Consider the following 24,547-nt stretch of genomic DNA (forward strand, 5'->3'; position numbering starts at 1 on the left):
AGCAGAGCACCAAAGCGGCCGGTGCGAAAGCACCGAACCCAGCGATCTCATCACACCATGCACGAAAAATACGTTCCCTCCGACGTCGAAGCCGCCGCGCAAGGGCAATGGCGCGCCATCGACGCGTACAAGACGACGGAAACCTCCGACAAGCCCAAGTTCTATTGCGTCTCGATGCTGCCGTACCCGTCGGGCAAGCTGCACATGGGTCACGTACGCAACTACACGATCAACGACGTGATGTACCGCTATCTGCGGATGAACGGCTACAACGTGCTGATGCCGATGGGTTGGGACGCGTTCGGCATGCCGGCGGAAAACGCCGCGATGGCCAACAACGTGCCGCCCGCGCAGTGGACCTACGACAACATCGCTTACATGAAGAAGCAGATGCAGTCGATGGGCCTCGCGATCGACTGGTCGCGCGAAGTCGCCACCTGCAGCCCCGATTACTACAAGTGGAACCAGTGGCTGTTCCTGAAAATGCTCGAAAAGGGCATTGCGTACAAGAAAACCGGCACCGTCAACTGGGACCCGGTCGACCAGACCGTGCTCGCCAATGAACAGGTGATCGACGGCCGCGGCTGGCGCTCGGGCGCGCTGATCGAAAAGCGCGAAATCCCGATGTACTACATGCGCATCACGCAGTACGCGGACGAACTGCTGAACGACCTCGAAGGCCTCGGCTGGCCTGAGCGCGTCAAGATCATGCAGCAGAACTGGATCGGCAAGAGCTTCGGCGTGAACTTCGGTTTCCCGTATGAAATCGACGGCGAGCAGAAGCTGTTGCGCGTGTTCACCACGCGTGCCGACACGATCATGGGCGTGACCTTCTGCGCCGTCGCCGCCGAGCATCCGCTCGCCACGCGTCTTGCCAAAGACAAGCCGGAACTGCAGGCCTTCATCGAAGAATGCAAGCGCGGCGGCGTGGCCGAAGCCGACGTTGCGACGATGGAAAAGAAGGGCATGGCCACCGGTTTCACCGTCACGCATCCGCTGACGCAGGAACAGGTCGAAGTGTGGATCGGCAATTACGTGCTGATGAGCTACGGCGAAGGCGCCGTGATGGGCGTGCCCGCGCATGACGAGCGCGACTTCGCGTTCGTGAAGAAATACGGTCTGCCGATCAAGCAGGTGGTCGCCGTTGAAGGCAAGGAATACTCGACCGACGCCTGGCAGGAATGGTACGGCGACAAGGACGGCACACTGATCAACAGCGGCAAGTACGACGGCCTCAACTACACGGATGCGGTCGACCGGATCGCCGCTGACCTGAAAGAACTCGGCCTCGGCGACAAGCAGATCACGTGGCGCTTGCGTGACTGGGGCGTGTCGCGCCAGCGTTATTGGGGCACGCCGATTCCGATCATCCACTGCCCGACCTGCGGCGACGTGCCGGTGCCGGAAAAAGATCTGCCGGTGGTGCTGCCGGAAGACCTCGTGCCGGACGGCACGGGCAATCCGCTCGCCAAGTCCGAAGCCTTCGTGAATTGCACGTGTCCGACCTGCGGCGGCGCGGCCAAACGCGAAACCGACACAATGGACACCTTCGTCGATTCGTCCTGGTACTTCTACCGCTATGCGGCGCCGGACGCAAAGACCATGGTCGACAAGCGCACCGATTACTGGGCGCCGATGGACCAGTACATTGGCGGTATCGAGCACGCGATTCTTCACCTGTTGTACTCGCGCTTCTGGGCGAAGGTGATGCGCGACATGGGCCTGATCGAGTTCGGCGAGCCGGCGAAGAACCTGCTCACGCAGGGCATGGTGCTCAACGAAACGTATTACCGCGAAAGCGAAGCGGGTAAGAAGACCTGGTACAACCCGGCCGATGTCACCGTCTCGTTCGACGACAAAGGCCGCCCGGTCGGCGCCGTGTTGAACGCGGATGGTCAGCCGGTGGTGCTCGGCGGCGTCGAGAAGATGTCGAAGTCGAAGAACAACGGCGTCGATCCGCAATTGCTGATCGATCAGCATGGCGCGGATACCGCGCGTCTGTTCGTGATGTTTGCCGCGCCGCCCGAGCAGCAGCTCGAATGGTCCGGTTCGGGCGTGGAAGGCGCGAGCCGCTTCCTGCGCCGCGTGTGGGGTTTCGGTCACGCGAACGAAGCCGCGCTGCGCGCGGGCGGCAAGATCGATGCCGCGCAACTCGGCGAAGTCGACAAGGTGCTGCGCCGCGAAATCTACAGCGTGCTGAAGCAGGCCGACTTCGACTACCAGCGTTTGCAGTACAACACGGTGGTGTCGGCGGCGATGAAGATGCTCAATGCGCTCGACAGCGCGAAGGGCGCACAACCGGCGGTGCTGCGCGAGACGTACAGCGTGATGCTGCGCGTGCTGTATCCGGTCGTGCCGCATCAGACGTTCCAGTTGTGGCAGGAACTCGGTTATGCCGACGAATTCGGTTCGCTGCTCGACGCAGCGTGGCCGAAGGTCGACGAACAGGCGCTGGAACAGGCTGAAATCGAACTCGTGCTGCAGGTGAACGGCAAGGTGCGTGGCGCGTTGACGGTCGCCAAAGACGCGTCCCGCGAAGCGATCGAACAGCTCGCCGCCGCGCATGAGGCGGTCGGGAAGTTCAGCGAAGGCAAGCCGCCGAAGAAGATCGTCGTGGTGCCGGGGCGTCTTGTGAACGTGGTCGTTTGAAGCCCCGTTTGAAACCCCGTTTGACAGCCCACCCGAACATGACTGCAGACAGGACGCCGCCGCGCGCGGCGGCGTTTGTCCGCGCTGCGGAATCTACTGCGAACCAGGAGCCAATGTGACTCGCAGATCGTTATTGACGCTGGTGTGCAGCGTGTTGATGTTGTCCGCCTGCGGCTTCCAGTTGCGCGGCCAGCAGGACTACGCATTCAAACGACTCTTTATCTCCGGTGGTTCGGCAGCGGCCGGTGCGCGGCTGACCCGCATCGTGCAGGGCGGCAGCGACACGGTGGTGGTCAGTTCCGTCGCGAATGCCGACGCAACCTTGCAGATCACCGAAGGCCGCAGTGTCAATACGCTCACGCTGAACACGCTCGGTGTGGTCGAAGAGTATGGAATGAATCTCTCGATGACCTACACGCTGGTCGGCAAGGACGGCACGGTGCTGATTCCGCCGAGTGTGATCGCGCTGAACCGCGCGATGACTTACAGCGACCAATACTCGCAGGCCAAGGCTGCTGAAGCCGACATTCTGTTCTCGGACATGGAAAACGACGCAATCGACCAGCTTACGCGCCGTCTGTCGCTGGTGCGCTCGCTGCATCCGGCGCCGGGTCAGCAGGTGCCGTCGGTCGCGCCGCGCGCGCCGTTGCCGCCGCCGCCGCTGTGAACGCCATGCTGTGTTTTCGCCTGGCTTGCTGCACGTGCTCGTGCACTCGCTCATGCACTCGTTTAATTTCGCCGATCGGTAGCCATGCAACTGCGACTTGACGCGCTAGAAGCCCATCTCGCGAAGGGACTCGCCGGACTGTACGTTGTGTACGGCGACGAGCACCTGCTTGCGCAGGAAGCCAGCGACCGGATTCGTGCGACCGCGCGAGCCGCTGGTTTTACCGATCGCTCGGTGTTCACCGTCGAGCGTGGTTTCGACTGGAGTTCGCTGCTTGGGGCGAGTCAATCGATGTCGCTGTTCGGCGACCGGCAACTGGTTGAATTGCGCATTCCGTCGGGCAAACCCGGCAAGGAAGGCGCGGATGCGCTGAAGGCGCTCGCTTCCGCCGTGAATGACGACGTGCTGACGATGATCACGTTGCCGCGGCTCGACGCAGCGACGCAAAAGTCGGCGTGGTTCACTGCGCTGTCCGAGGCAGGCATCGCATTGAAAATCGATCCAGTGGAGCGCGCGCAGTTGCCGAACTGGGTGGGTCAACGGCTCGCGGCTCAGGGCCAGCGGGTTGCGGCCGGCGAAGAAGGGCGGCGCGCGTTGGCGTTCATCGCCGAGCGCGTCGAAGGTAATCTGCTTGCCGCGCATCAGGAAATCCAGAAGCTCGGGTTGCTCTATCCGGCTGGTTCGCTGAGCTTCGAACAGGTTCAGGATGCCGTGCTCAATGTCGCCCGTTACGATGTTTTCAAACTGAACGAGGCGATGCTGGCGGGTGACGTCGGCCGCCTCGCGCGCATGCTCGACGGGCTGCGCGGCGAAGGCGAGGCCGCGGTGCTGGTGCTGTGGGCGGTCGTCGAAGAAGTGCGGACGTTGTTGCGCATCAAGCGCGGCGTCGCGGCGGGCAAGCCGCTTGCCATGCTGGTGCGCGAGAACCGCGTGTGGAGCCCGCGCGAACGGCTGATCGGACCGGCGCTGTCGCGCGTCACCGAGGGCGCGCTGGAGAAGGCACTCGCGTTGGCGGCGCGGCTGGATCGGCAGGTGAAGGGGTTGTCCGGCGGCACGCCGGGCAATCATCGCAACGATCCGCCGCCCGATCCGTGGGACGGATTGTTCGAACTGGCCATGACGGTGGCTTCGCCGGCCAAAACGGCGCCTGTGCCGCCACCACGACCTCGGGTGGGATCAGGTGCGCCGATTCGAAGGCCGGGCTGAGACGCATAGCGGAGCCGGAAAACCTTAGGCTCGCCGGGGCGTCGCGCCAAGCAAAGCCTCGCCACCCGTTTTACAATCGTTTGATCTTTCGCTAATTCTGCCTGTCCGTTGCACGTGAACGTGAGCGGCATCACGAGAATCAACATGGATATCGACCAGTACATGACCGACCTCGGTCGCCGCGCCCGCCACGCTTCGCGTGCGATGGCGCGTGCGTCGACGGCGGCGAAGAACGCCGCGCTTGCCGCCGTTGCCCACGCGATCGAACGCGATGCCGCGCTGCTGAAGGAAGCCAACGCGCGCGACGTAGCCCGTGCGCGCGACAAAGGTCTCGACGCCGCTTTCATCGATCGCTTGACGCTGTCGGACAAGGCGCTGAAGACGATGGTCGAAGGCTTGCGCCAAGTCGCCGCGCTGGCCGATCCGATTGGCGAGATCAGCAATCTCAAGTATCGCCCGAGCGGCATTCAGGTGGGGCAGATGCGCGTACCGCTCGGCGTGATCGGCATCATTTACGAATCGCGTCCGAATGTGACGATCGACGCCGCGGCGCTGTGCCTGAAGTCCGGCAACGCGACGATTCTGCGTGGCGGCTCCGAAGCGCTCGAATGCAACACGGCACTGGCGAAGCTGATCGGAGAAGGGTTGGAAGCAGCCGGTTTGCCGCAGGACGCGGTGCAAGTGGTGGCCACGTCGGATCGCGCCGCGGTCGGCAAGCTGATCACCATGACCGAGTATGTCGACGTAATCGTGCCGCGCGGCGGCAAAAGTCTGATCGAACGTTTGATGAACGAAGCGCGTGTGCCGATGATCAAGCACCTCGACGGCATCTGCCACGTGTATGTCGACGATCGCGCGGATCTGGCCAAGGCGCTGACCGTTTGCGATAACGCGAAGACGCACCGCTACGGCACGTGCAACACGATGGAAACGCTGCTGGTTGCGCGCGGCATTGCGGCTGACGTGCTGCCGCCATTGGGCAGGCTGTATCGCGACAAGGAAGTCGAATTGCGGGTGGATGCTGCGGCGCGCGCGGTGCTGGCGGATGCGGGCGTCGGCCCGCTCGTCGATGCGACCGAAGAAGACTGGCGCACCGAGTATCTTGCGCCGGTGCTGGCGATCAAGGTGGTCGACGGTCTCGACGCGGCGATCGAGCACATCAACGAATACAGCTCGCAGCACACTGACGCGATCGTGACGGAAGACCACGATCGGGCGATGCGTTTTTTGCGCGAAGTGGATTCGGCGAGCGTGATGGTGAACGCATCGACGCGTTTTGCTGATGGCTTTGAATTTGGTCTCGGCGCGGAAATCGGCATTTCGAACGACAAGCTGCACGCGCGCGGTCCGGTGGGTCTGGAAGGGCTGACGTCGCTCAAATATATCGTGCTCGGGCATGGTGAAGGGCGGCAGTAAAGCGGTGCGCTTTGATGAGAGGCAATCGCTGCACAGGAAAGCGCTGACGCGCTTTCCTTCTCAGGCGCCGGCAAGGGGCGCGCCGATCTCCACGCTATAAAGCCGTATAGGGACATGCTGATGCTTTGGGTCAAGACGTTTCACATCGTACTGATTGCCTCCTGGTTTGCCGGCCTGTTCTACCTGCCGCGCATCTTCGTCAATCTGGCGATGGAAACGGAACCCGCCGCGACGGCGCGTCTTTTGATCATGGCGCGCAAGCTGTTCCGATTCATGACGTTTATTGCGGTGCCGGCGTTGGCGTGTGGGCTGTGGCTGTGGCTGGCGGTGGGCATTGGACGCGGGCAGGGCTGGATTCACGCGAAGGTGGGTGTGGTGGTGTTGCTGATTGTTTATCACGCTTATTGTGGCGTGCTGTTGCGGACTTTCGAGCGTGGTGAGAATCGTCGCACGGATAAGTGGTATCGGATGTTTAATGAGCTGCCGGTGCTGGGGATGTTGGCGGCGGTGGCGTTGGTGGTGATTAAGCCGTTTTAGGGTTGTGAGGTTCTGGTTGCGTTGATCTGGTCAGGTTGCAGGGTGTGAATTGGAAAGGGCGGTTTGCTGGAATCGGCGAACCGCCCTTTTTTGTTGCCTACGTTGGTGTTGAACGCATTGTCTTAGGCCGAATGGCTAGGTGGGTTGTCGGGCTATATTGGGACGGCCAATGCGTGTGCGGCCTGATTTATAATTCTTGGGTCACCGGCATCAACCGGTGACTAGGTTTGACAGCCTAAGTCAGAAACCGCGCACCCGCTCAGGCGGGCGTGCGTCTGCCTCTGCACGTCTATATTTCAATGGGCGGGCCGTGGCGGGGAGCCGCAAGGCTCGCCGGTTTGTTTCTGACCCGGTCTGTCAACCCGCTACGTGCCCGCTCACCCTCCTTGCAAGCGAGTGTCGGGCGATCCAGGTAAGTCTTAGGAGATCGCACCATGAGCAAGTCCATCAAAAAGCAACCCGCCTCGCGCCCACCCATCGACGCTCTGCAATACGAAAAACTCGCGCTGTCAGCATTCCGCTCGTGCGAGCGGCAGATAACTCAACTAAACCGACTGGCCACACTTGCGACCTCGATATATAGGAATCCTGCATTGGCGAGCCACGAACGACGCAGCCAGCAAGTACTGCTCGAGTTGCTGGTCGAGACGTGCGAAGAGTATGAACGGGAAGTGGAATGTGACCGCGAACTGTATCAGGTGATCGCGCTCGACGCGCGCGGTATCGCTCAGCGCCGGATTACGGCTAGTGCGGCGGCGAAGTTGTTGGCGGAGGCGGAACAGGAAGCGGCAAAGATGGGCGCGGATTCCGAGCTGCCTGTGGGTGCGGCTGCTCACTGAGTCGAAGTTACGGTGGCAGAAAAGCAAAGAGGCGCGATTTGATCGCGCCTCTTTGCTTTGGATCGCGGATAACCGCGAAGAGTTTGTGTATCCAGGTTGTCGGCTCACGCGCGACTCGGGGCGACGCCGGCGCTAAGCACCTTTCCTACATCGGCCTGCGCGCCATGTGCGATGAAATGGCGCGCCAGCCGTCAGGCCGTTTTGCGTAGATGTCGGTGAAGACAAATTTCACTGCTAAGGCGCCCGGGCCGCTGGAGTAGTAATTGATGCCAGTGACGACGGCGACATCGCCGTTGACGTTCGCCTGAACCTCGCTGAGGGACTGGGATGCGCCGGGTGCCAGACCGGGCGCAGCAAGCGCGTCGGCTTTGCTACGGTGGGTGCCGTTGGCTGTGACCTCCACATACGAATCGTCGAGCACTTTGTCGAGCACGGCGACGTCATGGATGGAGGCGGCTTTTGCCCAGGATTGTTCGAGTGAGATCAGCGTGGCTTCGTCCGGCGTGACGGCGTAGGAATACGTTGCGACCGAGGCCAGCATCAGGCCCGCAATGGTCAGAATGGTGATGCGTTTCATGATGTTTCCTTTTGAAAATTATTGTTGCGTGGCACGGGGCCGGTGGATTGGCTGGGCGCCCGTGCGCGTGAATAAATGACGTGATCAGGACCTGGTGGAGAGCCGTGCGGAATGGTACCCACCGATTTGCTTGAACGCTTTCATTGCTCCGACGATGCGACTCGTTTGTTCAAACGATGTATTTGATTTTGTAGATGGCCGGCGCGGTGTTCAACCGGAATATGCCTAAAAATCTGGTTATACGTTCAGAAAAATCAGAATTAAGAATAGGGTAATTAAAAGGCAATTTTTCCGAGCGATGTAGGGAATCGGTTTGTCTTGCAATCAGATAAATCCTAATTGCCGATCCAGCGTTAGCGCTGGCGCGAATATTTCGATAGCTGTGTCTGTTTTGTTGCGCACTCCTATTGACGGCGCAGATCTTTTGAGCATCGGTGAGAAACCTCTTATCGACACTGGTAATGATTTTCGGATGTTTGCGGTCGTTTAAGACTTGTCTCATTCAAGCGAGCCTCGCAGAAATCTATATTTGGATCACTCGCCGAAGGGTTAATGAGACGGTCCAGAAGTTCTTGTTCGTGCAACCGCTTTTCCCATCGGTAATGGCTTGATCTGCGTGCAGCTCTCAAACAGTTTTCCCGCAAATCAGAACAGTTATCACAAAGTTCGACAGGATTAACCATGAACAAGACTTACAAAAGCGTCTGGAATGAAACAACCGGTACTTATGTAGCCGCATCGGAAGTGGCGAAGGGCCGGGGGAAGAAGAGTAGGAGCAAGAAATTGCTGGTGGCAGCGGTTCTGGCTGTGGGTGCAGGGGGTGGCGCGTCAGTTGATGCGTGGGCGGGCGTTCTCGACGGCGGAACAATTGGCACTGATGGTGCTGGCACTGGATCGGTATCCTATGGTCAAAATTCATATGCGTCGGGATACGTAACCATTTATGGTGGAGCGACAGCCGTTGGCTCGTCTTCAACTGCAAGCGGCTATTTTTCAACCGCATTGGGGTCCCTCTCTAGGGCGTCTGGGGATGCCGGTACAGCATTAGGCGTGAACGCCACAGCGAGCGGCGACAGATCAGTTGCTATCGGTGCGAGCAGCACCGGAACCGGAAGCTATAGCACCGCAGTCGGGACTCTGGCGATTGCTTCCGGATCGAATTCAGCCGCATTTGGCACTCAATCGTCGGCGTCGGCCGCAAACTCGGTAGCACTGGGCGCAAAATCGACGACGACGGCGAATCTGTCGGCCGCGGGCTACAACCCGGGTACGGCAGCGCTGTCGGGTACGGCATCGACGGCTAACGGTGAAGTGTCGGTGGGTTCGACCGGCAAGGAGCGTCGCGTGACGAACGTTGCAGCCGGTTCGGCAGCCACAGACGCGGTGAACGTGAGCCAGCTGCAGTCGGAAGACGCGAAGGTGAACACGATCAACAACAACGTGAACAACCTGAGCAACAACGTCAGCAACATCGCAGGCAACGTCACGAACATCAGCAACACGGTGAACAACATCACCAACGGTGGTGGCATCAAGTATTTCCACGCGAACTCGACGCTGGCGGATTCGTCGGCGAGCGGTGTGGACTCAGTGGCGATTGGTGGCGCGGCAACGGCTTCTGCCGCAAACTCGATCGCATTGGGTTCGAGCACAAAGACGGCGATGGCGAATGATATCGCCATCGGAAATGGCGCCACGACGACCGCTGGCGCCACTAATACCGACAATCTGGGTGCGATCGCCATGGGAGGCAACGCGAAAGCATACGGCGCGGGTACCGTTGCTGGCGGCGCAAACATTGCAATTGGCAAAAATGCTGTCGCTGGCAAGAGTGACGCTTCTGTTTCGCAGGCCTTAGCGCTCGGTACGAACACCCAGGCAACCAACTGGAACACGACCGCACTCGGGACGCTGGCTACTGCGTCGGGCAGCGGCTCGACAGCGGTCGGAAACCAGTCAACGGCAGCGGGCGATCAAGCCACCGCGCTCGGCCTGTATTCCTCCGCCAGCGGAAACTCATCTACTGCGCTGGGCCAGGCCGCCAAAGCGACGGCACTGAATTCGGTCGCACTGGGTGCGAACTCGACGACGACGGCAAACCTGTCGGCAGCGGGTTACAACCCGGGTACGGCAGCGCTGTCGGGTACGGCATCGACGGCTAACGGTGAAGTGTCGGTCGGTTCGACCGGTAAGGAGCGTCGAGTGACGAACGTTGCAGCCGGTTCGGCAGCCACAGACGCGGTGAACGTGAGCCAATTGCAGTCGGAAGACGCGAAGGTGAACACGATCAACAACAACGTGAACAACCTGAGCAACAATGTCAGCAACATCGCGGGCAACGTCACGAACATCAGCAATACGGTGAACAACATCACCAACGGTGGCGGCATCAAGTATTTCCACGCGAACTCGACGCTGGCGGATTCGTCGGCGAGCGGTGTGGACGCAGTGGCGATCGGTGGTGCGGCAACAGCCTCGGCGAAGAACTCGGTGGCACTGGGTTCGGGCTCGACGACGACGGCGAACCTGTCGGCAGCGGGCTACAACCCGGGTACGGCAGCGCTGTCGGGTACGGCATCGGTCGCTAACGGCGAAGTGTCGGTGGGTGCGACAGGCAAGGAGCGTCGCGTGACGAACGTTGCAGCCGGCTCGGCCGCGACGGACGCGGTGAACGTGAGCCAGTTGATGTCGGAAGACGCAAAGGTGAAGCAGAACACCAGCGACATTACCAATCTGAACACGCAGATCACGAACATCAATGGCCAGATGGCCGATGCGGTGGTGTACGACTCGTCGGCCCATGACCTGGTGACGCTGGGTGGTGAGAAGGGCACGAAGATCACCAACCTGACGGCAGGTGATGTGAGCGCGACGAGCACGGACGCGGTAAACGGTTCACAGCTGTACGCAACGAACCAGAACATGTCGAACATCGCAGGCGATGTGACCAACATCAGCAACACGGTGAACAACATTACCAACGGTGGCACGGGCATCAAGTATTTCCACGCGAACTCGACGCTGGCGGATTCGTCGGCGAGCGGTGTTGACGCGGTGGCGATCGGTGGTGCGGCAACAGCCTCGGCGAAGAACTCGGTGGCACTGGGTTCGGGCTCGACGACGACGGCGAACCTGTCGGCAGCGGGCTACAACCCGGGTACGGCAGCGCTGTCGGGTACGGCATCGACGGCTAACGGCGAAGTGTCGATGGGCGCGTCAGGCAAGGAACGTCGCGTGACGAACGTGGCAGCGGGTTCGGCAGCAACGGATGCGGTGAACGTGAGCCAGTTGCAGTCGGAAGACGCGAAGGTGAACACGATCAACAACAACGTGAACAATCTGAGCAACAACGTCAGCAACATTGCGGGCAACGTCACGAACATCAGCAACACGGTGAACAACATCACCAACGGTGGTGGCATCAAGTATTTCCACGCGAACTCGACGCTGGCGGATTCGTCGGCGAGCGGTGTGGACTCAGTGGCGATTGGTGGTGCGGCCTTGGCTTCGGCCAAGAACTCGGTGGCGCTGGGTTCGGGTTCGACGACGACGGCAAACCTGTCGGCAGCGGGCTACAACCCGGGTACGGCAGCGCTGTCGGGCACGGCTTCGGCCGCCAACGGTGAAGTGTCGGTGGGCGCGTCGGGCAAGGAACGTCGCGTGACGAACGTGGCAGCCGGCTCGGCCGCCACGGACGCGGTGAACGTGAGCCAGCTGATGTCGGAAGATGCAAAGGTCAACGCGGCAGGCGCGGACACGGCTGCAGCACTGGGCGGTGGTTCGAGCTACGACTCGACGACAGGCGTGATCACGAACCCGACGTATGTGGTTGATGGCGGTAAGACGTTCAGCAACGTGGGCGACGTGATCACGAACATCGATGGTCGCACGACGCAGAACACGACGGACATCAGCACGCTCAACTCGCAGATCACGAACATCAATGGCCAGATGGCCGATGCGGTGATGTACGACTCGTCGGCTCATGACGTAGTGACGTTGGGTGGCAAGTCGGGCACGAAGATCACCAACCTGACGGCGGCTGATCTGAGCGCATCGAGCACGGACGCGGTGAACGGTTCGCAACTGTACGAAACGAACCAGAACGTGACGAACGTTGCAGGTAACGTCAGCAACATCAGCAACACGGTGAACAACATCACCAACGGTGGCACGGGAATCAAGTACTTCCACGCGAACTCGACGCTGGCGGATTCGTCGGCAACGGGTGTGGACAGCCTCGCGGCTGGCCCGGCAGCAGTGGCGAGCGCCACCAACGCCGTCGCGCTGGGTAACGGCGCCAAAGCAGCTAATGCTGGCGCGGTTGCACTGGGTGCTGGCTCGACCACGACGACTGCGGTGGCAACCACGGGCACGACGATCGGCGGCATCACCTACAAGTTTGCGGGCGCGGCTCCGTTGAGCACGGTAAGCGTGGGCGCGGCAGGTAGCGAACGCACGATCACGAACGTGGCAGCTGGCCGCTTGAGCGCGACGAGTACCGACGCGGTCAATGGCAGCGAGCTGTATGCAACCAACCAGCAGGTGACGCAGAACTCCACTGACATCACGAACCTGACGAACAACATCAACAACGGTTCGGTCGGTCTGGTTCAGCAGGACGCAACGTCGCGCAACATCACGGTGGCGAAAGACACCGACGGCACGGTGGTGGACTTCACCGGTACGGCGGGTGCGCGCAAGCTGACGGGTGTGTCGGCCGGTGACGTGAACGCAACGAGCTTGGACGCAGTGAACGGTTCGCAACTGTACGCAATGGCCAGTTCGACGGCTGATGCACTGGGTGGCGGATCGACGGTGAACAACGATGGCACGATCACGAAGCCGACATACGTGGTGGACGGTACGACCGTGAACAACGTGGGTGACGCGATCACGAACATTGATGGTCGTGTGACGGAGAACACCACGGATATCACCAACATCAACAACACGCTGAACAACATCAGCAACGGTGGCATGGGCGTCAAGTACTTCCACGCCAACTCGATGCTGGCGGATTCGCAAGCAACGGGTGCGGAGTCGGTGGCGATCGGCGGTAACGCGCAGTCGCTGGCAGCGAACTCGGTTGCATTGGGTTCGAACTCGGTGGCTGACCGTGCAAATACGGTGTCGGTGGGCGCGGCCGGAGCGGAGCGCCAGATCACCAACGTGGCGGCCGGTACGGCGGACACGGATGCGGTCAACGTCGCGCAGCTGAAGGCGTCGGGCATCATCAATCCGAACGGAACGACCAACGCGGCAGTCACGTACGACCATAACGCCGATGGTTCGACCAACTACAGCAGCGTCACGATGGGTGATGGTGTTGCAGGCGGCACGACGATCCACAATGTGGCAGCCGGCACGGCCGGTGACGATGCAGTCAACGTCAACCAGATGAACGCGGCGATCTCTACCGTCACGAACATTGCCAAGTCGGGTGGCAACCCGATGTTTGCAGCAGACGGCAGCCGTGACACGGAAGGCGCAGTCGCCAGCGGCACGCATTCCACGGCAATGGGTGCGAACGCCAGCGCGAGCGCAGCCAACTCGGTGGCACTGGGTGCCAACTCGGTGGCGGACCGTGCGAACACGGTGTCGGTAGGCTCGGCGGGCAACGAACGCCAGGTCACCAACGTCGCGGCCGGTACGGCAACGACCGACGCAGTCAACGTCGGCCAGTTGAACGACTCGATCGGGGCGGCGGTCGGCAATCTGCCGGCTGGCATGACGGCGAAGAACTACACCGATCAGCAGATCAACTCGGTGCAGAACAGCGTCAACGCAGTTGCCAAGAACGCGTACTCCGGTATCGCAGCCGCTACGGCGCTGACGATGATCCCGGACGTCGATCAAGGCAAGACGATCGCGGTCGGTATCGGTGGCGGCTCGTACAAGGGTTCGCAGGCCGTGGCGCTCGGCGTCTCGGCACGCATCACCGAGAACCTGAAGATGAAGGCCGGCGCGGGTACCAGCCAGGGTGGCACGACGGTGGGCGTGGGTGCTTCGTACCAGTGGTAAGTGCCGTGACGGACGGGGCGTCAGCCCTGTCCGTCTGCCGGATTCCTTGACTTAACTGCAAGCGCGCTCTCGTTCGTGGAACACGTAGCAAGAGCGTCGCTTCAATCGACTGAATTCTTAAAAAATGAACGCAACTCTTTTTAAATATCTCCGCGCGCCGCTGCTCGGCGCCTTTGTGACGATCCTTGCGGCGTGTACCACGCAGTCGGGACCCACTTATACGCTTCACGCGGTTAGCATGCCGAACCAGCAGGCCCCGGTTTATCGGGTTAGCTGTCTGGGACTTTTCGAAAGCTCGCAAAGTTGTGTGCGTGTGGCCGAGGAAACCTGTAGGGCTCAGCCTGTGACGTGGCTTGAAGCGATTGACGGCGTCAACGACACCGCGCCGGTGAAGGATCCGCGTGAAATGACCTTCATGTGCGGTAAGCGGGTGGTACAACAGCCGGTGGTCCAGCCGGCTCCGCAACAGCCGGCTCCGCAACCGGCTCCGCAGCCGCAAGCTAAACAGGTGCCGCCGCAGGTTCGGTTACTGCTGCAAGGTAACGCGAACTTCGCCACGGATAGCGCAGTGCTTAACCCGGTGGCAAAGGAAAGCCTCAACCACTTCATGAGCGTGAACCAAGGTGTCAACCTGCATCGCGTGACCGTGATGGGTTATACCGACAACACCGGTTCGGAAGCCCATAACCTGAAACTGTCCCAGGCACGTGCTGCGGCCGTCGTGAAATATCTGCACGATGGCGGCCTCCATGCTGACCAGTTTGTTGCGCAAGGTTTGGGTAGCGCCGATCCGGTCGCTTCGAATGCGACGGCCGAAGGCCGCTTGCAGAACCGCCGCGTCGATGTCCGCGTGTTCGCGGAGTAAGCCGCGACACGCATTGCTTGACCACAAAGGCCTGCCATTGCGCAGGCCTTTTTTTGACACTTCAGGCCTGGCCGTCGATCCTCAACCGGCCGATCACCCCTTTCGCCTGCCCCAACCGTTCCACCAACTCGGGCCCGCGCTTCAGCGCGACGCCGACCGCCAGAATGTCGCCGATCGCCAGATGCGACATGCGTGAGGTCATCGGCGAGAATACGTCGTTTTCCTCGACCACGTTCGAGAAAAGACAGATGGACGCGACCCGCGCAAGCGGCGAACTACCGTGCGTAATGGCGATCACCTTCGCACCGCGAGCGAGCGCAGAACGCGCGGCCTCGATGATGTCGCGGGTTCGACCGGTATTGGATATCGCCACCACCACATCGCCGGGTCCGAGCAGCGCCGCCGACATCGAATACGTATGCGGATCCGAGTACGCGACGCTCGGCATGCCAAGCCGAAAAAACTTGTGCTGGATATCCTGAGCGGCAATGCCCGACCCGCCTGCTCCATAGAACTCGATGCGCGCCGCGTTCGCCAGCAGGGCTACGGCAGCGTCGACGCTATCCGGCGAGAGGCTGTTGCGCACCTCGATCAACGTGCCGATAGTTCGGTCGAATACCTTCGCGATGAGTCCTGGCGCGTCTTCGTCGGGCCGCACGTCGCGATAGACGGTGGGCACGCCCGACGCGATCCCCTGTGCCAACCGGATCTTGAACTCGCGAAAACCCGAAAAGCCGAGCGCATGACAAAACCGCGCGATGGTCGGCTGACTGACGCCGGCGCGCGCGGCCACTTCGGTCATCGACAGATCGAGCACCTCGCGCGGCGCCTCGATCACGTAATCGGCCAGCTTGCGCTCTGACGGGCGCAACTGCTCGCGCATCTCTTCCACCTGAGACAGCATCATCGGAAAACTCGCACTATGCTGAAGAATGCGTGGACTATATCTGATTGCCGAAGAAGGTACAAAAACTACATATCAGACTCTAGGTGTAATCCCTACGTTTTGCTGTGTAAGTCGCTAAGACAAAGCCAGTAAGGCGATGCGGGCGTTTCGACGATGTCGCAGTGCAACAGGAATCACCATTGCGATCATGTAGTTTTTCTACTAATATTGCGTCGTCGACTGATCCGACATCCCCGCGATACCTACCTGGCATAGTGCGCGCACGCCCAACTCAAACGCACGCGGCCAGCGACGAAGGAGCTCCGATGGTTTCCCCGCATTCGCAATTGTTGAAGGTCACGCAACGCGTGGTCGAGCGCAGCAAACCCACGCGCGAGGCGTATCTGGCCCGCATCCATCACGCCCAAGGCAAATTTCCGGCGCGCGGCGCGCTCTCCTGCGCCAATCTGGCTCACGGTTTTGCCGGCCTCGAGGGCAGCGACAAGTTCGCCATCAAGCAGATTCGTCAGCCGAATATCGGCATCGTGTCCTCGTACAACGAAATGCTGTCCGCGCACGCGCCGTACAAAAACTACCCTGACATCATCAAAGAAGCCGCGCGTGAAAACGGCGGCGTCGCGCAATTCGCGGGCGGCGTGCCGGCCATGTGTGACGGCGTCACGCAAGGCAACGCGGGCATGGAACTGTCGCTGTTCTCGCGCGAAGTGATCGCGATGAGCACGGCGGTCGCGCTGACGCACAACATGTTCGACGCCGCGCTGTGCCTTGGCATTTGCGACAAGATCGTGCCGGGCCTGTTGATCGGCGCGCTGCAATTCGGCCATCTGCCGACGATTTTCGTCCCGGCCGGCCCGATGGGCAGCGGTCTCTCGAACGACGACAAAGCCAAGACACGCCAGCTCTTCGCTACCGGCCAGTGCGGCCGCGACGCGCTGCTCGAAGCAGAGGCCGCCGCGTATCACAGCCAGGGCACCTGCACGTTCTACGGCACCGCGAACAGCAACCAGATGCTGATGGAAGTCATGGGCCTGCATCTGCCGAGTTCCGCGTTTGTGCATCCGCATACGCCGCTGCGCGACGCGCTGACTGCGCAGGCCGCGCGCCGCGTGCTCGATCTGACGGTGGAGCGTGGCAATTACACGCCGATCGGCCATGTGGTCGACGAGAAGGCGATCGTCAACGGTATCGTCGCGTTGCTGGCAACGGGCGGCTCGACCAATCACACGCTGCACCTGGTCGCGATCGCGCGCGCGGCCGGCATCGTGATCGACTGGAACGACTTCGACGCGCTGTCGCAAGCCGTGCCGCTGCTCGCGAAAATCTATCCGAACGGCAAAGCCGACGTGAACCACTTCCATGCTGCAGGCGGTGTCGCGTTCCTGGTCCGCAACCTGCTGGAAGGCGGCTTGCTTCACGAAGACGTGAACACCGTCGCCGGGAAGGGCCTCAAGCACTACACGGAAGAGCCGAAGCTGATCGACGGCAAGCTGCAATGGGTGCCGGGCGCGGAAAAGAGTGAAGACATGGCGGTGCTGCGCGGCATCAAGGAACCGTTCCAGCCGGATGGCGGCTTGCGTCTGATGCAAGGCAAGCTCGGCCGCGGCGTGATCAAGATTTCCGCGGTGGCGGCGCAGCATCGCATGGTGAAGGCGCCGGCCATCGTGTTCGATTCGCAGGAAGCGGTGCAGGCCGCGTTCGACAACGGCGAGCTGAAGCGTGATTTCATTGCGGTCGTGCGCTTCCAGGGCGCGCGCGCAAACGGCATGCCTGAACTGCATCGTTTGACGCCGTTGCTTGGTGTGTTGCAGGATCAAGGTTTCCACGTCGCGCTGGTGACCGACGGCCGCATGTCGGGCGCGTCGGGCAAGGTGCCGGCCGTAATTCACCTGTCGCCGGAAGCCTTGCTGCAAGGCCCGATCGGCAAGGTCCGCACCGGCGACATGCTGGTGATCGATGCGGACGCGGGCGTGCTTGACATCGAAATCGATGCAGCCGAATGGGCGGCCCGGCCGGAAGCGTTGCCGCAGCATCAGGCGGAAAACGAAGTCGGTTTCGGCCGCGAACTGTTCGGCGTGTTCCGTGCGGCGGCAGCGCCGGCGGAACAGGGCGCCTCGGTGTTCGGTCCGATGGTGGGCGAGCACGCGGCGCAACACGGTAAGCGCGTCAAAGCACACGCAGAAGAACACTCAAGCACCACTCAAGCCAGCTAAACGCTGCAGAAACAAGGAGTCTGACTATGACAGCGAAAACAGTAAGCGATATCGTGCGCCTCGGCCCGGTGATTCCGGTGCTCGCGTTCGACTCGGTCGAACAGGGTGAACACGTGTCGCGCGCATTGCACGCGGGTGGGGTGAAGGTGCTGGAAATCACGCTGCGCACGGCGGCCGGTCTGGAAGCGATCGAACGCGCGAGCCAACTGGCCGAAGATATCGTGGTGGGTGTCGGCACGATCACGAAGCCCGAGCATTGCGCTCAGGCGAAGAAGGCGGGCGCTCAGTTCGGCGTGTCGCCTGGCCTTACCCGAGACATGCACAAGGCCGCGCAAGATGCGGGTTTGCCGCTGCTGCCGGGTGTGATGACGCCTTCGGACATCATCGCGGCGCTCGAACTTGGCTACGAGATCGTGAAGTTTTTCCCGGCGCAACAGGCCGGTGGTGTGCCGATGCTGCAAGCTTTTCACGGTCCGTTCCCGAATCTGAAGTTCTGCCCGACGGGTGGCATCACCGCGGAAACGGCAACGCATTTCCTGTCGTTGCCGAATGTGGTGTGCGTGGGCGGTTCGTGGTTGACGCCGAAAGCCGCGCTCGCCGCGCAAAACTGGGACGAAGTCACGCGTCTGGCGCGTGCCGCCAGCCAGTTGGCAGCGCCGGCCCATTGAGTTGAAACGGCCCGCGTCTTAGTCCGTTAGCCAGGTCCAACGCCAAGGAGCCTCGTCGATGCAGCCTGTCAGGCTGCCGCGGCGAGGCTTCTTGGCGCTATGCGTGCCGGATTCGCACGCTGTTAGCGACAACAAACAGTAAAATTCAGCGTCCGCGCGGCTTGCCGGGTTTTCTGGCACCGCTTCAGGTCGCCGTGAGACAAGGTGCCAGCCGTGTTTGCACCGACATCAATAACGCAAAAGGAGGAGCTTCATGGAAGCTGTCCACGGCAGCACACTGCTGGTCTTCGCGGTGATCGCCATCGCACTTCTGATCCTGCTGATCACTCGCTACAAGGTTTATCCGTTTCTCGTCCTGATCATCGTGTCGCTGCTGCTGGGTCTCGTATCCGGCATGCCGATCGGCACAATCGTCAAATCGTTCGAAACCGGCAACGGCAATACGCTCGGCCACATTGCGATCGTGGTCGGTCTCGGCACCATGCTCGGCAAAATGATGGCCGAGTCGGGCGGGGCGGAGCGCATTGCCACCACGCTGATCGACAAGTTCGGCGAGAAGCATATTCACTGGGCGATGATGGTCGTGGCGATTATCGTCGGCTTGCCGGTGTTTTTTGAAGTCGGCTTCGTGCTGCTGATTCCGATTGCGTTCAACGTTGCCAAACGCACCAACAAGTCGCTGCTGCTGATCGGCTTGCCGATGATCGCGGGTCTGTCCGTCGTGCACGGTTTGATTCCGCCGCATCCGGCCGCGATGCTCGCGGTGCAGGCGTATCACGCCGACATCGGCAAGACGATTGCTTACGGGCTGATCGTGGGCGTGCCGACGGCGATCGTTGCCGGTCCGCTGTTCGCGTTGTTGATCAGCCGCTACATCAAGTTGCCGCAAAACAATCCGCTCGCGGCGCAGTTCCTCGGCGCCGCTGAGGAGAAAAAGGAAAAGCGTGATCTGCCGAGCTTCGGCGTTACGCTGTTCACGATTCTGCTGCCGGTGATTCTGATGCTGATCGGCAGTTGGGCCGACCTCGTCTTTACACCGAAGACGCTGGCGAACGATTTGCTGCGTTTTGTCGGTAACTCGGACGTCGCGCTGTTGATCGCCGTGCTGGTCAGTTTCTGGACTTTCGGCGCGAGCCGCGGCTTCAATCGTGAGCAGATCCAGAAGTTCTGTGGCGACTGTCTGGCGCCGATCGCGGGCATCACGCTGATCGTGGGCGCAGGCGGCGGGTTCGGGCGCGTGCTGATGGATAGCGGCATCTCGAAGGAAATCGTCAGCGTGGCAACGGCCATGCATCTGTCGCCGCTGCTGTTCGGTTGGCTGGTGGCCGCGTTGATCCGTCTCGCCACGGGTTCGGCGACCGTTGCGATGACCACCGCCTGCGGTATCGTCGCGCCGATTGCCTCGGCGAGCGGCGTGCAGGTCACGCCGGAATTGCTGGTGCTGGCCACCGGTTCGGGGTCACTGATTTTTTCGCATGTGAACGACGGCGGTTTCTGGCTGGTCAAGGAATACTTCGGTATGACGGTGGGGCAGACCTTCAAGACATGGTCGCTCCTCGAAACCATCATCTCGCTGATGGGCTTGGGTTTGACTTTCGCGCTCGCGACGGTCGTGTAAGGAGTTTTTGATGATTTTGATCGCAATGGGCGTGTCGGGCGCCGGCAAAACGAGGATTGGCGAAATGCTGGCGGAACGCCTGCACTGCGCATTTACCGACGGCGACGCGTTTCACAGCGCAGCCAACAAAGAGAAAATGCACCACGGCATTCCGCTGACCGACGAAGACCGCTGGCCATGGTTGCAAACCATCCGTGCCGCGATCGAAGAGAAGCAGCGGGCGGGTGAAAAAGCGGTGTTCACGTGTTCGTCGTTGAAGCGTTCGTACCGCGATGTTCTGCGCGGCGGCGGCAACGGCAACGGCGATAAAGACGTGTGCTTCGTCTATCTGAAGGGTTCGTTCGAGGTGCTGCGCGAACGGTTGACCACGCGTACGGGTCACTTCTTCGATCCGTCGCTGTTGCAAAGCCAGCTCGATACGCTCGAAGAACCGGGCCCGGACGAAGCGATCACAGTGAGCATCGAATTGTCGCCGGAAGAAATCGTCGACGAGGTGTTGAAGCAGATGGCGGTGCGCTGAGGTTTTATCGCTGACGCCGTGTCTCGACGCCCCGGCCACGCAAGTGGCCGGGGCGTTTCAATTTGGGCGCCGTTTGCGCATGTGCGACGCCGAAGTTCTAGTCAAAAAAGTGCTGTGCTTTGGGATGCGTCCGATTCGCTTGTTTTCCGTGCTTTGGTCCAATGGCAGTCTCTCTGGCAAAACTCAAAGGCGGTGAACATGGTGCACATCGAGGGCGACAGGCTCGACCCAGTCGCAAGCGTTTCAACGTGCAAGATTTGCCAGGGCAGGGCGCCACTTTGCGGTGTGCTCGATTTCAACAAGAGCTGCGAGGAGCGCCGCGGCTATTTCTTGCCGCTTGCCGCCATTCCCATTTACTACCACCGTTGCGATGACTGCGGATTGGTGTTCACGCATGCGTTCGATCGGTGGAGCAGAAGCGCCTTCACAAAGCACATTTACAACGCGGCTTATGCAGAGATCGACCCCGACTATATCGAGGCGCGTCCGGACGCCAATGTAGGGATGGTTGCGAAATTAATCGCGAGAGGCGACGGGCTCAGATGTCTCGACTACGGAGGTGGCAATGGCCGGCTGGCGGCGAGGCTGCGTGAACGTGGCGTGGATGCCCACAGTTGGGATCCGATGGAACAAGGCGATGCCGAACCTGAGCCGAACGCGTTCGATCTGGTGACGGCATTCGAAGTGCTGGAGCATACGCCCGAGCCGCGCGTGACGGTCGCAAGCGCGCTCGGCATACTCAAGCCGCACGGCGTGATGATGTTTTCGACCTTGGCGATCGACACGCTGCCGCCGCGTGCGATGGACCATTGGTACATCGCGCCGCGCAACGGACACATCACGATCCACACATGCCGCTCGTTGGACGCGCTCTTCGAGCCGTTTGGCTATCGAGTGCATCACTTCGACTCGCATATCCATCTGGCCTTTCGCGAAGTGCCGGACTGGTTGTCGTAGCATCCTTGCGGCGTTCAAATGAAAAACGCCGCTCAGTGTTCAACTGAACGGCGTCCATTGCGTGGGCGTTGCCACGCGCCAGCGTGCTGCTTTAAGCGATGCGCTTGGCCAGTTCCACAGCCTTGCCGATATACGAACCCGGCGTCATGGCGAGCAAACGATCCTTCGCATCTTGCGGAATCGCCAGACCGCTCACGAACGTTTGCAGCGCTTCGCGCGTAATGCCCTTGCCGCGCGTCAGTTCCTTCAACTGCTCGTACGGATTCTCGATGCCGTAACGGCGCATCACCGTTTGCACCGGCTCGGCCAGCACTTCCCAGCAGTTGTCGAGGTCTTCGTTCAGACGCTGCGCATTCACTTCGAGTTTGTCGAGGCCGCGGATCAGCGAGTCGTAGGCGAGCAGCGAGTAGCCGAACGCGACGCCGATATTGCGCAGCACCGTCGAGTCGGTCAGGTCGCGCTGCCAGCGCGAAATCGGCAGCTTGTCGGCCAGGTGGCGCAGCGTGGCATTCGCCAGGCCGAGATTGCCTTCCGAGTTTTCGAAGTCGATCGGATTGACCTTGTGCGGCATCGTCGACGAACCGATTTCGCCGGCCTTCGTGCGTTGCTTGAAGTAACCGACCGAGATGTAGCCCCACACGTCGCGGTCCAGATCCAGCAGGATCGTGTTGGCGCGCGACACGGCGTCGAACAGTTCAGCCATGTAGTCGTGCGGTTCGATCTGGATCGTGTACGGGTTGAACGTGAGCTTCAGACGTTGCTCGACCACTTCGCGCGAAAACGCTTCCCAGTCGAATTCCGGATATGCGGACAGATGTGCATTGAAGTTGCCGACCGCGCCGTTCATCTTGCCCAGCAACTCGACCTTCGCGATGCGGTCGATCGCGCGTTCCAGACGCGCAGCGACGTTGGCGATTTCCTTGCCGAGCGTGGTGGGGCTGGCCGGTTGGCCGTGCGTGCGCGACAGCATCGGCTGTTCGGCTTGCGCGTGAGCCAGTGCAACCAGACGCTGATGCACCGAGCGCAGTGCCGGCAGGATCACGTGTTCACGTGCACCGGCGAGCATCAGGCCGTGCGACGTGTTGTTGATGTCTTCCGACGTGCAGGCGAAATGGATGAATTCGCTCGCGCGTTCCAGTTCCTCCTGACCCTTGACCGATTCCTTCAGCCAGTACTCGACCGCTTTCACGTCGTGATTCGTCACGCGTTCGATTTCCTTGATGCGCGCGGCGTCGTGTGCGGTGAAACGCTCGGCCAGCTGCAGCAGGAATTGTTCGGACGCTTCGGAAAAGCGCGGCACCTCCGCGAAACCGGCTTGCGACAGGGCGATCAGCCAGTGGATTTCAACCGTTACGCGATTGCGCATGAAAGCGGCTTCCGAGAGCCAGTCGCGCAGGGCTTCGGTTTTCGAGGCGTAGCGGCCGTCGAGCGGGGAGAGCGCGTTCAGCGCGAACAGGGTGTCGGGGCGGGTGTCGGACATGATGGGGGCGCGAGTTGTGGCGGATTGGGGCGTTGAACGCTCGGAGGGCGCTCAATGACCAGTTCTGGAACGGAGGGAAGCGCGAATTTTACCACTGTGCGGCGGCCGGCCCGAAGTTGGCGGCGATCTTGGTGGGAATCGGATTGTGACCGGGACAGATGCGGGGTGTGCACGCCTCGCTTGCCGTTCCGGTCCGCAGATTCTGCGCTCTGTTTCTACGCGAGTTCCGTGCAAGTTTGGCGCTGGACCCCACGTCACAGCCGCGCCGCTAGAATGCTGACTTCCTCCCTCCCGCTGGCAGCACAGGCTTCGCATGGAACTGAAATGGCTCGAAGACTTCGTTTCGCTCGCGGAAACGCGTAGTTTCAGCCGCTCGGCCGAATCGCGCCACGTCACGCAGCCGGCGTTTTCGCGGCGGATTCAGGCGCTGGAAGCGTGGCTGGGCACGGAATTGATCGATCGTTCGGTTTACCCGACGCGGCTGACGGCGGCAGGCCAGGTTTTCTACGAGCAGGCGCTCGCCATGCTGTCGCAGTTCCACGAGGCGCGTGCTTTGCTGCGCGGGCACACGGCGACGCCGCAGGCGACCATCGAATTCGCGGTGCCGCACACGCTGTCGCTCACGTATTTCCCGCGCTGGCTGCAGCGCATTGAAGCGCAAATGGGTCCGATCCATACCCGGCTGCGGGCGTTGAACGTGCACGACGCGGCTTTGGCGCTGGTGGAAGGCGGCTGCGATCTGATGATGGGTTATCACCATCCGAGTCATCCGGTCGCGCTCGATCCGGCGCGCTACGACATGCTCACGCTCGGCAACGAACCGATCAGCCCGTTCTCGGCGCCGGGCCGCGCCGGGCGGCCGCGGCACACGCTGCCGGGCACGGCCGGGGCACCCACGCCCTATCTGACCTACACGCCGAACGCCTACCTGGGCCGCATGACCGAAGTGATCCTCGCCAATGCGCCGGAACGCCTGTACCTCGACCGTCTCTACGAGACCGACATGGCCGAGGGACTCAAGGCGATGGCGCTGGCCGGCCACGGGATCGCCTTCCTGCCGCACAGCGCGGTGGAAGACGCGACCGCCGACGGCAAGCTGATCCGCCTCGATCGCGCGACCCGAGGCACACCCGAAGGGCAGCTCACGCTGACCATGGAGATCCGCCTCTATCGCGACAAGCTCGCGGCAAAGAGCGACGATGCGCGGCAGATACTGGTGCGGCAGCTGTGGGACGTGGTGTCGGAGGAACTGGCGCAAGGCGCGGGCGCTGCCTGAAAAACCTGCTCGTTGACGACGCGAATTTGCAGCTTCTTAACGGTTATGCAAAAAAAACATAATCGGATAAGGAAACGGCATTGGATTTCAAATCGGTGTTTTTCGACAATGCTGCTATTCGATCAACGCCG

At 61.2% G+C, this 24,547-nt stretch carries 16 protein-coding genes and 2 pseudogenes; 15 read left to right on the forward strand and 3 right to left on the reverse strand.

All coding sequences use genetic code 11. The features are described 5' to 3' along the window. The first annotated feature begins 57 nt into the window (after positions 1-57). The 6 genes from leuS (at position 58) to PQQ95_RS11880 (ending at position 7,314) form a co-directional block, all read left to right on the forward strand. Positions 58-2,649: a leucine--tRNA ligase gene (leuS, locus tag PQQ95_RS11855; protein WP_408437581.1), complete on the forward strand. Its 2,592-nt coding sequence runs from the start codon at positions 58-60 to the stop codon at positions 2,647-2,649. 115 nt (positions 2,650-2,764) lie between these two features. Further along, on the forward strand, positions 2,765-3,316 hold the full coding sequence (locus PQQ95_RS11860; protein WP_408437582.1) for an LPS-assembly lipoprotein LptE: 552 nt from the start codon (positions 2,765-2,767) through the stop codon (positions 3,314-3,316). 84 nt (positions 3,317-3,400) lie between these two features. Next, positions 3,401-4,522 (forward strand): DNA polymerase III subunit delta, encoded by a 1,122-nt coding sequence (gene holA / locus PQQ95_RS11865; protein ID WP_408437583.1) that lies wholly within the window; start codon positions 3,401-3,403, stop codon positions 4,520-4,522. A 144-nt stretch (positions 4,523-4,666) separates the two neighbouring features. Continuing rightward, positions 4,667-5,938: a glutamate-5-semialdehyde dehydrogenase gene (locus PQQ95_RS11870; protein WP_408437584.1), complete on the forward strand. Its 1,272-nt coding sequence runs from the start codon at positions 4,667-4,669 to the stop codon at positions 5,936-5,938. A 114-nt stretch (positions 5,939-6,052) separates the two neighbouring features. Further along, a complete protein-coding gene (locus PQQ95_RS11875; RefSeq protein ID WP_408437585.1) occupies positions 6,053-6,475 on the forward strand; it encodes a CopD family protein in 423 nt (140 codons plus the stop codon). 434 nt (positions 6,476-6,909) lie between these two features. Beyond that, a complete protein-coding gene (locus PQQ95_RS11880) occupies positions 6,910-7,314 on the forward strand; it encodes a hypothetical protein (RefSeq protein ID WP_408437586.1) in 405 nt (134 codons plus the stop codon). 145 nt (positions 7,315-7,459) lie between these two features. Here PQQ95_RS11880 and PQQ95_RS11885 read toward each other — a convergent pair whose 3' ends face one another. Further along, positions 7,460-7,891, reverse strand: a complete 432-nt coding sequence (locus PQQ95_RS11885) for a nuclear transport factor 2 family protein (RefSeq protein ID WP_408437587.1) — start codon at positions 7,889-7,891, stop codon at positions 7,460-7,462. Between the two features lie 681 nt (positions 7,892-8,572). On the opposite strand from PQQ95_RS11885, the pseudogene PQQ95_RS36605 reads away from it, so the two are divergent. The 3 genes and pseudogenes from PQQ95_RS36605 to PQQ95_RS11900 form a co-directional block, all read left to right on the forward strand. Continuing rightward, a pseudogene (locus PQQ95_RS36605) lies at positions 8,573-8,707 on the forward strand (ESPR domain-containing protein); the annotation flags it as partial. Positions 8,708-8,824: 117 nt separating this feature from the next. Further along, positions 8,825-13,915 (forward strand): annotated as a pseudogene (locus PQQ95_RS11895) (YadA-like family protein); the annotation flags it as partial. Positions 13,916-14,039: 124 nt separating this feature from the next. Further along, entirely contained in the window at positions 14,040-14,780 is a 741-nt protein-coding gene (locus tag PQQ95_RS11900) for an OmpA family protein (RefSeq protein WP_494471477.1), read from the forward strand. 61 nt (positions 14,781-14,841) lie between these two features. Here the strand turns inward: PQQ95_RS11900 and PQQ95_RS11905 are convergent, their stop codons facing one another. After that, positions 14,842-15,687, reverse strand: a complete 846-nt coding sequence (locus PQQ95_RS11905; protein ID WP_408437589.1) for a MurR/RpiR family transcriptional regulator — start codon at positions 15,685-15,687, stop codon at positions 14,842-14,844. Positions 15,688-15,992: 305 nt separating this feature from the next. On the opposite strand from PQQ95_RS11905, the gene edd reads away from it, so the two are divergent. From edd to PQQ95_RS11930, 5 genes are all read left to right on the forward strand, one after another. After that, the gene (gene edd / locus PQQ95_RS11910; RefSeq protein ID WP_408437590.1) at positions 15,993-17,897 is read left to right on the forward strand and encodes a phosphogluconate dehydratase; all 1,905 of its coding nucleotides are present in this window, start codon (positions 15,993-15,995) and stop codon (positions 17,895-17,897) included. Positions 17,898-17,923: 26 nt separating this feature from the next. Further along, positions 17,924-18,565, forward strand: a complete 642-nt coding sequence (eda, locus tag PQQ95_RS11915; protein WP_408437591.1) for a bifunctional 4-hydroxy-2-oxoglutarate aldolase/2-dehydro-3-deoxy-phosphogluconate aldolase — start codon at positions 17,924-17,926, stop codon at positions 18,563-18,565. A gap of 253 nt (positions 18,566-18,818) precedes the next feature. Further along, complete coding sequence (locus PQQ95_RS11920; protein WP_408437592.1) at positions 18,819-20,183, forward strand: GntP family permease; 1,365 nt, start codon at positions 18,819-18,821, stop codon at positions 20,181-20,183. A 10-nt stretch (positions 20,184-20,193) separates the two neighbouring features. Next, a complete protein-coding gene (locus tag PQQ95_RS11925; protein WP_408437593.1) occupies positions 20,194-20,703 on the forward strand; it encodes a gluconokinase in 510 nt (169 codons plus the stop codon). 198 nt (positions 20,704-20,901) lie between these two features. Continuing rightward, positions 20,902-21,660: a class I SAM-dependent methyltransferase gene (locus PQQ95_RS11930; protein WP_408437594.1), complete on the forward strand. Its 759-nt coding sequence runs from the start codon at positions 20,902-20,904 to the stop codon at positions 21,658-21,660. Positions 21,661-21,751: 91 nt separating this feature from the next. Here the strand turns inward: PQQ95_RS11930 and purB are convergent, their stop codons facing one another. Next, the gene (purB, locus tag PQQ95_RS11935; RefSeq protein WP_408437595.1) at positions 21,752-23,140 is read right to left on the reverse strand and encodes an adenylosuccinate lyase; all 1,389 of its coding nucleotides are present in this window, start codon (positions 23,138-23,140) and stop codon (positions 21,752-21,754) included. A gap of 313 nt (positions 23,141-23,453) precedes the next feature. Here purB and PQQ95_RS11940 point away from each other — a divergent pair, with 313 nt between their 5' ends. After that, positions 23,454-24,416, forward strand: a complete 963-nt coding sequence (locus tag PQQ95_RS11940) for a LysR family transcriptional regulator (RefSeq protein WP_408437596.1) — start codon at positions 23,454-23,456, stop codon at positions 24,414-24,416. Positions 24,417-24,547 lie beyond the last annotated feature (131 nt).

Origin of the sequence: Paraburkholderia caffeinilytica, from assembly GCF_046030355.1 — a bacterium.
Classification (GTDB): domain Bacteria; phylum Pseudomonadota; class Gammaproteobacteria; order Burkholderiales; family Burkholderiaceae; genus Paraburkholderia; species Paraburkholderia caffeinilytica_B.